This is a genomic window from Tolypothrix campylonemoides VB511288_2, assembly GCF_045999855.1.
Classification (GTDB): domain Bacteria; phylum Cyanobacteriota; class Cyanobacteriia; order Cyanobacteriales; family Nostocaceae; genus Scytonema; species Scytonema bouteillei_A.
On record NZ_JBFPMW010000015.1, the window covers coordinates 1 to 15,391 of the forward strand.

Annotated in this window: 10 protein-coding genes and 3 rRNA genes; 5 read left to right on the forward strand and 8 right to left on the reverse strand. The window is 46.0% G+C overall.

The window, feature by feature from the left end:
- Nucleotides 1–936: 936 nt before the first annotated feature.
- Nucleotides 937–1,257, forward strand: coding sequence for a thioredoxin domain-containing protein (locus tag AB0756_RS32940; protein WP_038105997.1), 321 nt, complete (start codon nucleotides 937–939; stop codon nucleotides 1,255–1,257).
- Here AB0756_RS32940 and AB0756_RS32945 read toward each other — a convergent pair.
- A complete protein-coding gene (locus AB0756_RS32945; RefSeq protein WP_038105996.1) occupies nucleotides 1,254–1,484 on the reverse strand; it encodes a hypothetical protein in 231 nt (76 codons plus the stop codon). The two genes, AB0756_RS32940 and AB0756_RS32945, sit on opposite strands and share 4 nt — an antisense overlap.
- Nucleotides 1,485–1,580: 96 nt before the next feature.
- Nucleotides 1,581–3,404, reverse strand: coding sequence for a DUF5942 domain-containing protein (locus AB0756_RS32950; RefSeq protein ID WP_038105995.1), 1,824 nt, complete (start codon nucleotides 3,402–3,404; stop codon nucleotides 1,581–1,583).
- A gap of 117 nt (nucleotides 3,405–3,521) precedes the next feature.
- Between AB0756_RS32950 and AB0756_RS32955 the strand changes: the two genes are divergently transcribed.
- The 4 genes from AB0756_RS32955 to AB0756_RS32970 all read left to right on the forward strand — a co-directional run bounded on the left by AB0756_RS32955 (nucleotide 3,522) and on the right by AB0756_RS32970 (nucleotide 6,267).
- Nucleotides 3,522–3,935, forward strand: a complete 414-nt coding sequence (locus AB0756_RS32955) for a hypothetical protein (RefSeq protein WP_038105998.1) — start codon at nucleotides 3,522–3,524, stop codon at nucleotides 3,933–3,935.
- 106 nt (nucleotides 3,936–4,041) lie between these two features.
- Nucleotides 4,042–4,863, forward strand: coding sequence for a bifunctional hydroxymethylpyrimidine kinase/phosphomethylpyrimidine kinase (gene thiD / locus AB0756_RS32960; RefSeq protein ID WP_038105993.1), 822 nt, complete (start codon nucleotides 4,042–4,044; stop codon nucleotides 4,861–4,863).
- Between the two features lie 271 nt (nucleotides 4,864–5,134).
- Nucleotides 5,135–5,704, forward strand: a complete 570-nt coding sequence (locus tag AB0756_RS32965; protein WP_038105991.1) for a hypothetical protein — start codon at nucleotides 5,135–5,137, stop codon at nucleotides 5,702–5,704.
- Between the two features lie 224 nt (nucleotides 5,705–5,928).
- Entirely contained in the window at nucleotides 5,929–6,267 is a 339-nt protein-coding gene (locus AB0756_RS32970) for a P-II family nitrogen regulator (protein ID WP_017749852.1), read from the forward strand.
- A 273-nt stretch (nucleotides 6,268–6,540) separates the two neighbouring features.
- On the opposite strand, the gene rdgB is transcribed toward AB0756_RS32970, so the two are convergent.
- The 6 genes from rdgB to AB0756_RS33000 form a co-directional block, all read right to left on the reverse strand.
- The gene (gene rdgB, locus AB0756_RS32975) at nucleotides 6,541–7,119 is read right to left on the reverse strand and encodes an RdgB/HAM1 family non-canonical purine NTP pyrophosphatase (RefSeq protein WP_038078464.1); all 579 of its coding nucleotides are present in this window, start codon (nucleotides 7,117–7,119) and stop codon (nucleotides 6,541–6,543) included.
- 76 nt (nucleotides 7,120–7,195) lie between these two features.
- On the reverse strand, nucleotides 7,196–8,632 hold the full coding sequence (locus AB0756_RS32980) for a phosphoglucomutase/phosphomannomutase family protein (protein ID WP_038078471.1): 1,437 nt from the start codon (nucleotides 8,630–8,632) through the stop codon (nucleotides 7,196–7,198).
- 183 nt (nucleotides 8,633–8,815) lie between these two features.
- Nucleotides 8,816–9,757, reverse strand: a complete 942-nt coding sequence (pip, locus tag AB0756_RS32985) for a prolyl aminopeptidase (protein WP_038078467.1) — start codon at nucleotides 9,755–9,757, stop codon at nucleotides 8,816–8,818.
- 471 nt (nucleotides 9,758–10,228) lie between these two features.
- Nucleotides 10,229–10,346: ribosomal RNA gene (gene rrf / locus AB0756_RS32990) — 5S ribosomal RNA — on the reverse strand.
- Between the two features lie 161 nt (nucleotides 10,347–10,507).
- Nucleotides 10,508–13,458 (reverse strand): 23S ribosomal RNA (locus AB0756_RS32995).
- Nucleotides 13,459–13,808: 350 nt separating this feature from the next.
- Nucleotides 13,809–15,297: ribosomal RNA gene (locus AB0756_RS33000) — 16S ribosomal RNA — on the reverse strand.
- Together the 16S, 23S and 5S rRNA genes form the textbook arrangement of a ribosomal RNA operon.
- Nucleotides 15,298–15,391: the final 94 nt, after the last annotated feature.

Sequence of the window (15,391 nt, forward strand, 5' to 3'; positions counted from 1 at the left end):
ACCCTGATAACTGACTCCCCTGGATAGCTTTTTAGCTACTAGGGGTCTTTTTTTTAGTGAGATAAATAACACCCTCTTTCGCAAGTTGTCCGGACACTCTGGTTATTCTTAGGACCAGAGTAGTGGTAGATGCACCCTGATAATTGACTGCCTAGTGGACTTTCGGCTACTAGGGCTTTTTTTTGGAGACGCACAATACCCAAATTTCTTCTAACTTTTCCGGATAACCCTGGTTAAGCCGAGAACATAATAAATGGTAGATGCAGCCTAAACAACTAACTCCCCTGTTTAGCTCGAGCGGCTGTTAGGGGTTTTTGACCTAAGCTATAAAAAACACCCAGTAACCCCAATTTAGAGCGGAACGCAGTAAATGGTAGATTTACCTTGCTCTTAGACTCCTCTGGTCAGCTATAAGCTTCTAAACTATACACATTATTTTTGGCACAAAAATCCGAAAAATTACATAAATTTTTGGCAAAGTTTCCGGAGTTCCCTGGTTAAGCTTAGAACATAGTACCTTGTTAGATTCACCATCATAACTCAATTCTTCAACTACCTAACAACTAGCAAAAAATTTTTAGATTTTTTATAGATCGAGAAATATACTTGTTCTCATTAAAGTACACGCCTGACTGCGAATCTTTCAGAAGACTCAATGAAAGTATTTCTTAATCTATGTACTGCCTGTAACTAAGCGATATTAGGTGTTTGAGCCACCATTTGCCAACAACATCCCAAAAGGAAGTCAGTGTCAGGTCTGTCGAACTCATAATTAAAGCTAGGGATTTTGAACTTTAGCAGAAAAGTGTTCTCCGTTCCCCGCAGAATTTTACAATTATTAATATTTTTTCTAAAATTCTTGACTTTGTATCCTGGTATGGTACTCTTTGGACAAAAAGTTTATCTTTTGCCAGTACATTGTAGAGTGATGGGCTTATGAGTTTAGCTGTGATTAAGTTTTCATCAGAAGACTGCGGCATTTGTCACAAGATGTCCTTTTACGACCAGAAAGTTGCTGAAGAACTGGGTCTGGAGTTTATTAGCGTGAAAATGCAAGATACAGCGACTTACCGCAAGTATCGAAAAATTTTGCTAACTCAATATCCTGATAAATCAGAAATGGGATGGCCTACCTACATTGTCTGTGATTCACCGGAAGGGGAATTTCAGATTATTGGAGAGGTAAAAGGGGGTCATCCCAAGGGAGAATTTAGAACTCGTTTGCAAGCAGTTCTAGATTCGGGTCAAGCTAATTAGGAATCAATTAGCTCAAAAGATTTAACTTCGAGAACGGGGCCAATCATCGCTGCAGTCATCACATCTTTGCGAATTTCCCCTGTAACTTTTGCGTGTTGTCCCGATTTCAGTAAATTTTTGTCAGCACCTCTGAGGATTTCATAGGTGGTTCCTTCATTAGTAACTAACGCCCAAGCGCCAGTTCCAATGTCGCGACGTTCAATACTGCCTGTAACTGTAATGCTCATTGGTTAATTGTTAGTTATTAGTGGTTGGTGGTTAGCGATCGGTATTGACTAACCACTATCTACTATCCACTAACTACTAACCACTAACCACTGACTTTAGGTAGTTTTAACTGCTAAACGTGCTAAACCAAAACATAGCAAGGCATTAACACTCAGGAAAAGACGCGCAACAATACCACTACCCATTCCCCATACTGCTGGGTCTATTGCTGCACTCACTGCCAAGCAAGCTGCGACACCGATTGATGTACCAATGGCAAACCACTTCCAGTCCCGGTGTCCTAGTAGTAGAGCTATCAGAATCAAGGGAATCAAGACACTTGCAAACAAAGGGTTAAGAGCATTTGTTCCTTGGAGGCTATTGCCTAACTCAGGGATAGAACTTCCCAATAAACGGAAAGGCCATTGAGGAAGGTCAAAGATATAAAGTCCCTTAAAGGGGAACAAACCAGAACTACCAGCAATTAAACCGAACGAAAGACTCCAACCCCAGCTGAATGGAAAGTAAACCCGTAAAAACCAAGCTAGGAGATAGGAACCAAGGACCATCAAAATCTTAGGTAACAGAGCTACAGCACCGCCATCAATCCAGAAACGGGGGTTGAGATAGCCGTTATCGCGCAACCAACGGAAGAAGTCTTGGAAACTAATTTGTCCGTGAGTGGCAAGTTTCACTGCTGCTTCTGCATTGAGTTGCCCAGCACCATAGTAGTTCAAACTATCATCTTCAATCGTTCTCACTGACTGCTGGAGAACCTCTGCAACTCGGTCTGGTTCTTTCACTCCGGCTGCTCTAATTAACGCAGCAACACCAGCAACGTGAGGGGCTGCCATACTGGTTCCTTGATATCCCCTAAATACAGCAGCACCATTGTCTGGATCGATTGTTTCTTGCAAAATCTTCCCAGCATCGCTACCACCAGGAGCGGAGATATCAACTCCAGCACCGTAGTTAGAGTATGGAGCTTTCTCGCCATCTGGACCGATCGCAGAAACACCAATAACATGGGGATAACGCGCCGGATAAGCCGCAGAATTCTCATTTTCATTACCAGCGGCTGCAATTATCACCACACCTTTGCTGTAGGCGTAATCAATTGCTTCCTTCATCAACTGGCTTTCTCCGCCACCGCCCAAACTCATGTTAATAACGTCTGCACCGTTGTCAGCAGCAAACTTAATCGCTTCAGCTATATCAGCTACGGTTCCGCCACCGTAAGCACTCAGAACCTTTAAAGGCATCAGTTTTGCTTCGTAGGCAATTCCTGCAACTCCATAGTTATTATTGGTGGCTTGAGCGATCGTACCAGCAACATGGGTGCCATGTCCGTTATCGTCATCGGCTTCTGCGCGATCGTTCACAAAATCGTACCCAGGGACAAATTTTGTTGCATCCAAGTCAGGCACGCGAGTTACACCAGTGTCAATCACTGCGACGGTAACGCCGTTACCTTTATTTTGACTCCACGCACCCTCTATACTGATATTGTGAAGGTTCCACTGCTTGCTGTACATTGGATCGTTAGGTCCGCTTACAGCTTTCTCCGTTGGAGCTTGCAGTACTGATAAGTCTTCAGTGCAATCAGCTTTCCCAGGTTGGGGAATTTTATAGATATAATTGGGCTCAATAAATTCCACCGCTTTCGCGAGTTGCGACTTTCTCAGTTGTTGGAGTCGCTGTTTATCACCCTTAATGATATACACATTCTCCTTGGCGGAAAATTTGTTATCAAGTTGAGGGGTGACGTGGTACTGTTCGGCTAGTGCTTGCAAATCCTGTTGCAAGACTTCCTGAGGAATATCTTCGCGAAAATTTAACAAAATTGTATTGAATTCACCATTGGCTGCCAATCCCTGAAAACCAAACAGGGCAACACCCAAACCAATGATAAACAAGCCAAATATTATAAGCTTTCTCATCTCAAACGAACACCGCTTCTTGCCAGGTTGCTCACTAACATAACTCAAACAAGACCGTTATTGGTGAATTTTGCATTAAAATTAAAATCCTTAAGCAAACCTCAGGAATTTTTAAAAATGGAACGCGGTCTTCTGTGGTTACCCCTATTAGTCGCATTCTTTTGGTTGGCTTGGCAAGGCTCGAAAGAGTATCAAAAAATTGAAGCCTACCGTACTTGGGCAGAGCAATTTGAAAAAGCTAAGTACGATATTTATTCAGTTTTAGGTCAAAAGGGTTCCCAAATAACTTGGGGCAAACCTACTCCAAAAGGTCCGGTTAAACTAGAAACATTTTCTTTGCTTGATGTCCAAGAAATCCATCTTCTAGTAGATGACAAATTCGTAGATTTAGTCAATATTCCAGAGAAGGGTCGTACTATTGAGTTAGAATTTGTTTTTAGCGATCGCTCTCAATCTGTGCGCGTACCTTTTACAGAGATTCCCCTAGCTGCACAATGGGGGAAGTATCTACAGTCATTGGTGAGTAGTTAGTAGTGAGTCCAGTCCCAGAAGGGGGTTTCCCACGCCCCCGGAACTGGCAAACCCAAAGGGTTAGTGGTAGCTTTTTACTACTAACTACTAACGACTAACCCTGATTATGGACACCAGCATATCACCCACAATACCCGTTGCTTTAACGATCGCTGGTTCTGATAGCGGTGGAGGTGCGGGTATTCAAGCCGATTTGCGAACTTTTGCTTTTCACTGCGTCCACGGTACAAGTGCTATCACCTGTGTTACAGCACAGAATACTTTAGGTGTTATGGGGGTGGAGGCAATACCGCCACAGGCTGTGGTCGCACAAATCAATGCAGTGTGTGATGATATTGGCGTGCAAGCAGCAAAGACGGGAATGTTACTGAATAAGGAAATTATTGCTGCTGTTGCAGAACTTGTGGAAGTTTTGCAAATTCCCAACTTGGTCGTCGATCCAGTTATGGTATCCCGTACAGGAGCTCAGTTACTAGATGATGATGCTGTAAAGAATCTCCGCAATCTTTTAATTCCTAAAGCAGCACTTGTAACACCAAATCGCTATGAAGCCCAAATTTTAAGTGGTTTTCCCATTAATTCCCTAGATGACATGAGGGCTGCATCTCAAATCATTCACCGCAATACAGGTGTGAAGGTCGTTTTAGTAAAGGGTGGCGGTATGCAAGGTAGTCTGTGTGGAGTAGATGTTTGGTTCGACGGACATCATATGGAAACTTTAACAACCAAACACGTTGAGACGAAAAATACTCACGGTACTGGTTGTACCCTTTCAGCAGCGATCGCCGCCAATTTGGCTCTTGGAAAGGACTTGATAACAGCAGTCAAGCAAGCAAAGGAGTATGTTACCACTGCACTGTCATACTCGCTGGCTATTGGCAAAGGTCAAGGTCCTGTGGGACACTTTTTTCCTTTATTAATTAAGTAGGGAATTGGGGACAACAGAGAGGGGACAAGGAGGACAAAGTAGACAAAAAGGAAGAAATTTCTACCTTGTCTTCCTTGTCTACCCACTCTCCCTTGTCCCCCTCGTCCCCAGTCCCCAATTTCCTTGTGTATTTAGTCACAAAACTGTACATTAAGATTCTTCTCCTTAAGGGCATTTTTCCATTACTCTTAAGCTTAGTTTCTGAGGCTGAGTATCTTCGATCGCAGTCTCTTATTGTTCAATTACATTAAATTGTGATAAGAATCCTCTAATGCGTGCAACGACAGGTTCCGTTAACAACACACCATCAAGTGCAACCACTCCAAGTTACTCCCCCTCTGTACCCCTTTCCGTGTACCGAGATTTGACTTCTGAGTTGCACGCTGTTCGGGCAAATCTAGATTCTCTTTCAGCCCAGAATCAACAACTCGTGCAAGAGAATGAGTTACTTCGACAGGAAATTTCTAAAGCTGTTGAGTCTATCTTGCATTTGCAAAAACTGGTTGATTCTCAGCCTAAAGTTAGTTACTATCAAGCTCCTCCACCATCTTCTCACGATTCAAAACCTCACGCAAAAAGACAGATGGCGCAACATAATGCCAAGAAGCAAGTTGTTCGCCCGCGTCCTCTTGTCGTTACAAATGAAGTAGAAGTTGATATTCCGACTCCACAATCCGTCTATGTAGAAGAGCAGGAAGCAAGCTATTATCTTCAGGATGAACCAGAACCTTCACAACTTAATAGCTGGTGGTTTATAGTAGCTATCTTGTTCATTATTGTTATGGGTTTTGGTGCTGGTTATTTAATTGTACGTCCCTTGCTGGGACAACATACTCGTTAAGAATGCTTTCATAACCCTAACTAATGACTGTGTTGTGTTAAATAATACCAATTTGAACCCAGAACGTAACAGAGAGTAGGGTGAGATGAATCCAGATCGGGCTTTCTCAATCCAAAATCTAGAGTCTAAAATCCAAAATGGTATAAGCTACAAACAAATAAAAATCGCTCGTCAAAGTCAGAGAATCTGCTTAGATAGAATACGTACAACTTTAGGAGAAAAAAATGAAGAAAGTTGAGGCTATTATTCGTCCCTTCAAGCTTGATGAGGTGAAAATTGCTTTGGTCAATGCTGGTATAGTTGGGATGACAGTTTCTGAAGTACGAGGTTTTGGACGGCAGAAGGGTCAAACCGAACGCTATCGGGGTTCTGAGTACACTGTAGAGTTTTTGCAAAAACTTAAAGTGGAAATTGTTGTTGAAGATAACCAGGTAGACATGGTTGTAGATAAAATTATTGCAGCTGCTCGTACTGGCGAAATTGGTGATGGTAAAATCTTTATCTCGCCAGTCGAACAAGTGGTGCGAATTCGTACTGGCGAAAAAAATACAGAAGCAGTATAAGGGGTTCGCTAACGGCTAATGGCTAATGGTGAGACTAGCCCTGTAGGCGGTGAGTCCAGTGCTGCAGGCGGGTTTCCCGCCGTAGGCAACTGGCGTATAGCCCTTGCGGGCATAGCCTGCGGCATCGCGGAGCGTCTCCGCTCCTGAGATACCCGAAGGGGTCTCCCGCCGTAGGGGACTAGCGTATAGCCCTTGCGGGCATAGCCTGCGGCATCGCGGAGCGTCTCCGCTCCTGAGATACCCGAAGGGCAATTAGCTATTAGCTATTAGCTATTAGCTATTAGCTATTGTCTCTAACTTTTGAAGTAAAGTATCAAACGCTTTACCTCTATGACTGATCGAACGCTTCATTTCTGGTGTCATCTCTGCATAGGTTAATTGCATCTGAGGAACATAAAAAACTGGATCGTAGCCGAAGCCACCAGTACCACGAGGTTCATAAAGAATTTCCCCGTGACATATGCCTTCTGTTTGTAAAGCAATAGTACCATCCGGACGGGCGATCGCAATGGCACAAACAAACTGAGCTTCCCGATTTGGTGTATCGCCTAATTCTCTCAATAATCTGGCAATGCGATCGCTATCGGTTGTTCCATAACGAGCAGAATACACTCCAGGCGCACCGTTTAAAGCGTCTACTTGCAAGCCAGAATCATCGGCTATTGCCCAATTTCCTGTGGCTTTTGCGACTTGAGATGCTTTTAAACAAGCATTGGCTGCAAATGTTTCTCCCGTTTCTTCTACTTCTAATTCTTGCGGTTTAAGGGTTAATTCCCAATTAGCATTAGCCAGGTAAGCTTGCATTTCGCGCAATTTTCCTGGATTTCCTGTTGCTACAACAAGTAATGTCATAAATGATGAATTATAAATGATGAATTATGAATTAAAAATTAGCACAATTCATCATTCATCATTCATCATTCATACTTTATTCCGCCCAATCTTTTGCCCAAGCAAGAGTTTGATGCACTTGTTCGAGGGTAGGGGCTTCGCAATACAGACGCAAAACTGGTTCGGTTCCGCTAAAACGAATCATTAACCAACTGTTATCGGCTAAGCGGAATTTGTAACCATCTATGGTTTGGCAATCAATAACTGATTTTCCGGCAATTTCCGTCAGAGGTTGGGTTTGTAGTTGTTCTAGAAGACGCGATCGCACTTCCATGCTAGACAATGGTAAATCGATGCGATCGTATGCGGAAGTAAAGCTGGTTTGTTCCTGTAGGTGACGGTAATAGTCACCCAGATCTAGCCCTGATTCCACAATGGCTTCTAGTACATACAATGCTGAAAGCAGTGCATCTCGTTCGGGAATGTGACTTCCGTAGCCAATTCCTCCGGACTCTTCTCCACCCAACAGCACCTCTGCTTCTAGCATTCTATCGGCAATGTACTTGTAACCTACTGGTGTTTCAAATACTGACAAATTATAAAGAGCCGCTAAGCGAGGAATCAAATCAGATCCACTTACGGTTTTGACGATTTCACCTTTAAAACTGCGTCTTAAAGTCAAATGGTCAATGAGTATGGGGACTAATACTTGCGAACTGAGAAAATTTCCTTCTCCATCTACGGCTGCAATGCGATCGCTGTCTCCATCAAATACCAAACCGACCGTTAAACTAGAGGGAGTGATTTCTCGATGATGGCGCATCACCTCAAACAAGTGTGAAAGGTATTTAGGCAGAGGTTCTGGCGCACCTCCTTCAAACAGAGGATCGCGATTGCTGTTAATCTCTTTTACTTCATTGCCAAGTAGCATTGCCAACCCACCTGCGGCGGCTCCATGCATCACGTCGCCAAATACCGTCAGTTTCCCTGAAGAAATCGCATCACGAATTTTAGTAATATTAACTTTGCCTTCTAACGCGTCACAGTAACTTTGCCAAGGATTAAAGTGTTCTATTTTACCTGGTTTTGATACTGGTGGTATTTCTTGAGTTAACAGTGCTTCTATTTGTTTTGTCACTTCAGGGGGTACAGAACCACCGAAGGCGCTTTTCACTTTTAAGCCCAAATATTTTCCAGGATTGTGACTTGCAGTAATTACCAATGCCCCTAACGCATTTTGTTGCTTTGCTGCCCAACTAAAAGCCGGGGTTGGAGCATAAGTGTCTGTCAGTAGCACATCGAACCCAGATGCTGATACAACCTCAGCAACTTTACGAGCAAAGTCTTCTGCCATAAAGCGTCTGTCGTGTCCCACAACGATTTTACGGCTACCTACTTTTTCTCCATATGTATCAAATAAAACTTTTGCAGCTATCGGCGCAACTAGAGCTACGCGTTCAAAGGTGAACTCATCTGCAATGACGCCACGCCAGCCATCTGTCCCAAACTTGATTGAGTTAGTTGCAACTCGCATCGAGGTATCCCAACTTCCTAACATCGGATTGTAACATTTACATAGGGCACCCGGTAGTAAACGAACACATTGTTTCAATAAATACAATGCATCACTAGACTGTTATGACACAAAGTGTACCAGATTTGTTCCCTATTGAGTAGCAATTGAGGAGTGAAAGATTACCCATTTCCCAATCCCCTGCTATGCAAAATTATCAGTTGCTTCGATCAAAGCACTGAGAATTCCCGGTTCAGTCATGGAATGTCCCGCATCAGGAACAACAATAAATTCTGCTTCCGGCCATGCACGATGCAATTCCCAAGCTGATATCATTGGACACACAACATCATATCGTCCTTGAACGATGACTGTCGGAATATGACGTATGCGATGGACATTTGCAAGCAAGCGATCGTCTGTTTCAAAAAATCCTTTATTAATAAAGTAATGACACTCAATTCGTGCAAACGCCTCTGCGAAAACACTCTCTCCAAACTTTGCCTTCAGTTCTGTATCTGGAAACAATCTGCTTGTACTGGCTTCCCAAATTGACCAAGCACGCGCTGCTTGCAATCGAGTATTCATATCTGGGCTGGTCAAGCGTTTGTAATAAGCTGTGAGTAAATCATCACGTTCATCAAATGGAATTGGTTTTAAATATTCTTCCCAAGCATCAGGAAAAATATAACTAGCCCCCTCTTGATAGAACCATTGCAATTCTTTTTGCCGCAGCATAAATATGCCACGCAAAATCAGCCCCGCACACTGACAGGGATGGGTTTGGCTGTAGGCTAATGCTAAAGCACTCCCCCAGCTACCACCAAACACAACCCACTTTTCGATATTTAAATGCGCTCTTAGTTTTTCAATATCACTCACTAAATCCCACGTTGTGTTTTCTCGTAGTTCTGCATGGGGAGTGCTTTGACCGCAACCCCGTTGGTCAAACATAATCAGACGCCATTTTTCTGGATTAAAATATTGTCGGTAGAAAGGCGGACATCCACCACCCGGTCCGCCATGTAGCAAAACAATAGGTTTACCTTGCGGGTTTCCTGACTCCTCAAAATGGATAGTATGCAAGTCAGAAACCTTAAGACTGCTTTCCTTGTAAGGTTCTATAGGTGGATATAGTTTTTTCATGCTGCTTGTGTTACCGCCTTTCATAATGCAATTATGCAGTTTAAAGCAGTTCAAGTACTAACATAAAGAAAAAAATCGGTTTCTTCATTTATCCAAGCTACAGGTTGATTGTAGAGTGCGGGTCAGCCCAATATTAACGTGAGTTCGACGGATTTGAAGCGCCAAAATCTTTGTGAATATTAAAGCCCGCCTACGCGGGCTTTGTTTGTATAGCCGAGGCAGCGAGCGCGTTGCGGTGAGCAGTGCGGTCTTGGGCTTTGCCCAAGAGGAGCAACTGCTCTGGGTTCCCACCGTTGTAGCGCCTGCCGTCCACATTTCTAATGTGAGGGAATTTTAAGTGCCACCTATAGAATTGGTTTAGGGTAAAAGGAGTTGGAAAACCGGATTTGGTATAAGTGAGAACTGCAATAACCTGCTCAAAACAAAGCCCCCTTCCTTAGTTTTAGGAAGAGGGCTTAGTTGTAAAAATCAACCTGGCACCGAGCTATTTTAGCAGGCGGCAACCCGCCAACTATCGTCGCCGCATCAATGTTTCACAACTGAGTTCGGGATGGAATCAGAGTGGGACCACTGAGCCATAGGCACCAGGAATGAATGATGAATGATGAATTATGAATGATGAACTTCATCAAAAGGAAGGCTCATCGTGGAATTCAAAACCCTGAAGACTGCACAGAAAAGCGAAACAAGTGTGAATTGTGAATTGAAGAAGATTGTCATCATTCATCATTCAGAATTCATCATTGAGATGAGGTCAAGACCTCGGTCTGTTAGGACAACTTGGCTAAGTACATTACTGCACGTACACCGACTGCCTATGAACAGGTGTTCTACCTGTGACCTTACCTACTTGTAGTAGTCAGAGCACTCATCTTGAGGTGGGCTTCCCACTTAGATGCTTTCAGCGGTTATCCGCTCCGCACTTGGCTACCCAGCGTCTACCACGGGCGTGATAACTGGTACACCAGCGGTGCGTTCCTCCCGGTCCTCTCGTACTAAGGAGGACTCCTCTCAATGCTCTTGCGCCTGCACCGGATATGGACCGAACTGTCTCACGACGTTCTGAACCCAGCTCACGTACCGCTTTAATGGGCGAACAGCCCAACCCTTGGGACGTACTTCCGCCCCAGGTTGCGATGAGCCGACATCGAGGTGCCAAACCTCCCCGTCGATGTGGACTCTTGGGGGAGATCAGCCTGTTATCCCTAGAGTAACTTTTATCCGTTGAGCGACGGCCATTCCATACTGCGCCGTCGGATCACTAAGACCGTGTTTCCACCCTGTTCGAGTTGTAGCTCTTACAGTCAAGCTCCCTTATTGCCTTTACACTCAACGCACGGTTTCCAAGCGTGCTGAGGGAACCTTTGTGCGCCTCCGTTACCTTTTAGGAGGCGACCGCCCCAGTCAAACTGCCCATCTGAAACTGTCTCCCGATTGGATAGACAATCGTGGGTTAGAATCCTAGCTTCGCCAGAGTGGTATCTCACCGTTGGCTCGGTATCCCCCACAAGGGATACTTCAGTGCCTCCCACCTATCCTGCGCAAGCCAAGCCCGGACCCAATTCCAGACTACAGTAAAGCTTCATAGGGTCTTTCTGTCCTGGTGCAGGTAGTCCGTATCTTCACAGACATTCCTATTTCGCCGAGTCTCTCTCTGAGACACCATCCAGATCGTTACGCCTTTCGTGCGGGTCGGAACTTACCCGACAAGGAATTTCGCTACCTTAGGACCGTTATAGTTACGGCCGCCGTTCACCGGGGCTTCAGTCGTCAGCTTTAGGGTTTCCCCCTGACCAACTTCCTTAACCTTCCGGCACTGGGCAGGCGTCAGCCCCCATACTTCCAATTGCTTGTTTGCGGAGACCTGTGTTTTTGGTAAACAGTCGCCTGGATCTCTTCACTGCGACCCACTTGCGTGGGCACCCCTTCTTCCGAAGTTACGGGGCCATTTTGCCGAGTTCCTTAGAGAGAGTTATCTCGCGCCCCTGAGTTTTCTCAACTTCCCCACCTGTGTCGGTTTCGAGTACGGGTTTGATGTTTTCATCACCAACGTAGCTTTTCTTGGCACTATCATTTACAACTCGGCATCCTTAGACACCTCCCAATCCATTCAGGGCGTTGCTATCTTTCATGCGTCTTACGTTGACTCCCACATCAAAGTGAGGGATTGTTCACCCTCTGTCCATCGACTACGCCTTTCGGCCTCGCCTTAGGTCCCGACTAACCCAGAGTGGACGAACCTGCCTCTGGAACCCTTGGGGTTTCGGGGCTAGGGATTCTTACCCTAGTTTGCGCTACTCAAGCCGACATTCTCACTTCCGTCTCGTCCACAGCTGCTTGCCGCTACTGCTTCTACCTACCACGGAACGCTCCCCTACCAGTTAACAATCTCATCACTTAGCATGCAACCTTCTGGAGCGGAGCGAGGGAGTGAAGGAGGGAGGGAGGGAGGGAGGAACTATTCTTCGTTCCCTCACTCTCTCACTCTCTCACTCTCTCCCTCTGTCTTCCAAAAGAGGCTGTATGCTAAATGATGGCTTGCTAAATCCACAGCTTCGGTACATCGCTTAGTCCCATTCATTTTCGGCGCAGGAGCGCTTGACCAGTGAGCTATTACGCACTCTTTCAAGGATGGCTGCTTCTAGGCAAACCTCCTGGTTGTCTTTGCACTCCCACCTCCTTTGCCACTTAGCGATGATTTCGGGACCTTAGCTGGTGGTCTGGGCTGTTTCCCTCTTGACGATGAAGCTTATCCCCCACCGTCTCACTGGTAACTCTCCACTGAGTATTCAGAGTTTATCTCGATTTGGTACCGGTCTCCCAGCCCGCACCGAAATAGTGCTTTACCCCTCAGTTTTTCCGTTACCGCTGCGCCTCAACACATTTCGGGGAGAACCAGCTAGCTCCGAGTTCGATTGGCATTTCACCCCTAACCACACCTCATCCGCCGATTTTTCAACATCGGTCGGTTCGGACCTCCACTTGGTGTTACCCAAGCTTCATCCTGGACATGGTTAGATCACCCGGGTTCGGGTCTATAAATACTGATAACGCGCCCTTTTCAGACTCGCTTTCGCTTTGGCTTCGTCAACAAACTTAACCTACCAGTACCTATAACTCGCCGGCTCATTCTTCAACAGGCACGCGGTCATCCGTTGAATCGGACTCCCACTGCTTGTAGGCTCACGGTTTCATGTTCTATTTCACTCCCCTCAACGGGGTTCTTTTCACCTTTCCCTCGCGGTACTTGTTCGCTATCGGTCACACAGTAGTATTTAGCCTTACGAGATGGTCCTCGCTGATTCACATGGGATTCCTCGTGCCCCATGCTACTCGGGATTCAGCTACTATCCTTAAGCTTTCGACTACAGGACTTTCACCTTCTTTGGTGCAGTATTTCGCTGCTTCGCCTAACCGCTAGATTCGATTTCGCTGTCCCACTACCCCAAAATGCATGCACTTTGGTTTAGGCTCTTCCCCTTTCGCTCACCACTACTGAGGGAATCTCTATTGATTTCTTTTCCTCCAGCTACTAAGATGTTTCAATTCACTGGGTTCGCTCTTTCGTTATTGGGTTGCCCCATTCGGACATCTCCGGCTCACTGCATGCTTCCTGCTCCCCGGAGCTTTTCGTTGGTAACCACGTCCTTCTTCGCCTCTGTGTGCCTAGGTATCCACCATGAGCCCTTCTTCTCTTGACCACTATTGCTGAATGCTAACTGCTCATCGCTAATTTCCATTAGCCATTAGCTATTAGCTTTTCGCTTTTAGTTACTTTCGCTTTTCTATGCAGTTTTCAAGGTTCTGGCTGGAACATTTCCAGCAGTCTTGTTCCCTTGCGGTTTCAAGTTGCTGAATTTCTTCTATTGATAAGTGCCCAAATCATCAATGCTTTGGCATTTTTTTCCGAACCCACACTAGTTTGAAAGCCAATTTTCTTTACCTCGCACGACCTAGGATGTCTAAAATTATGAATTCTGAATTATGAAGTGTGAATTTTCTACTTTTCATCATTCATCTAACATCATTCATAATTTAGTTGGTCTCCCTAAAAGGAGGTGATCCAGCCACACCTTCCGGTACGGCTACCTTGTTACGACTTCACCCCAGTCACCAGTCCTGCCTTCGGCATCCTCCTCCACGAATGGTTAGAGTAACGACTTCGGGCACTACCAGCTTCCATGGTGTGACGGGCGGTGTGTACAAGGCCCGGGAACGAATTCACTGCAGTATGCTGACCTGCAATTACTAGCGATTCCACCTTCACGCAGGCGAGTTGCAGCCTGCGATCTGAACTGAGCCGTGGTTTGTGAGATTTGCTTGCTATCACTAGCTTGCTGCCCTCTGTCCACAGCATTGTAGTACGTGTGTAGCCCAGGACGTAAGGGGCATGCTGACTTGACGTCATCCCCACCTTCCTCCGGTTTGTCACCGGCAGTCTTCTTAGAGTTCCCAACTTAATGATGGCAACTAAGTACGAGGGTTGCGCTCGTTGCGGGACTTAACCCAACATCTCACGACACGAGCTGACGACAGCCATGCACCACCTGTGTTCGCGCTCCCTAAGGCACTCCCAACTTTCATCGGGATTCGCGACATGTCAAGCCCTGGTAAGGTTCTTCGCGTTGCATCGAATTAAACCACATACTCCACCGCTTGTGCGGGCCCCCGTCAATTCCTTTGAGTTTCACACTTGCGTGCGTACTCCCCAGGCGGGATACTTAACGCGTTGGCTCCGGCACTACGCGGGTCGATACGCGTAACGCCTAGTATCCATCGTTTACGGCTAGGACTACTGGGGTATCTAATCCCATTCGCTCCCCTAGCTTTCGTCCCTCAGTGTCAGTTATGGTCCAGCAGAGCGCTTTCGCCACCGGTGTTCTTCCCGATCTCTACGCATTTCACCGCTACACCGGGAATTCCCTCTACCCCTACCATACTCCAGTCTCTCAGTTTCCACTGCCTTTATCTAGTTAAGCCAGACGCTTTGACAGCAGACTTGATAAACCACCTGCGGACGCTTTACGCCCAATCATTCCGGATAACGCTTGCATCCTCCGTATTACCGCGGCTGCTGGCACGGAGTTAGCCGATGCTTATTCCTCAGGTACCTTCAACTTATTATTCCCTGAGAAAAGAGGTTTACAACCCAAGAGCCTTCCTCCCTCACGCGGTATTGCTCCGTCAGGCTTTCGCCCATTGCGGAAAATTCCCCACTGCTGCCTCCCGTAGGAGTCTGGACCGTGTCTCAGTTCCAGTGTGGCTGATCGTCCTCTCAGACCAGCTACCGATCGCCGTCTTGGTGCGCTCTTACCACACCAACTAACTAATCGGACGCGAGCTCATCTCCAGGCAGCTAGCCTTTCACCCATGGGCACATCCGGTATTAGCAGCCGTTTCCAACTGTTGTCCCGGACCTGAAGCCAGATTCTCACGCGTTACTCACCCGTCCGCCACTATCTCCGAAGAGACCGTTCGACTTGCATGTGTTAAGCATACCGCCAGCGTTCATCCTGAGCCAGGATCAAACTCTCCGTTTTGAAGTGTTCTTGCTCCGACACACCCTAGTGCGTCCGAGCCTCTTGGCTTATTATTTTTCTTTTGTGAGCGGGTAACAAACCGCCACTTAATTTT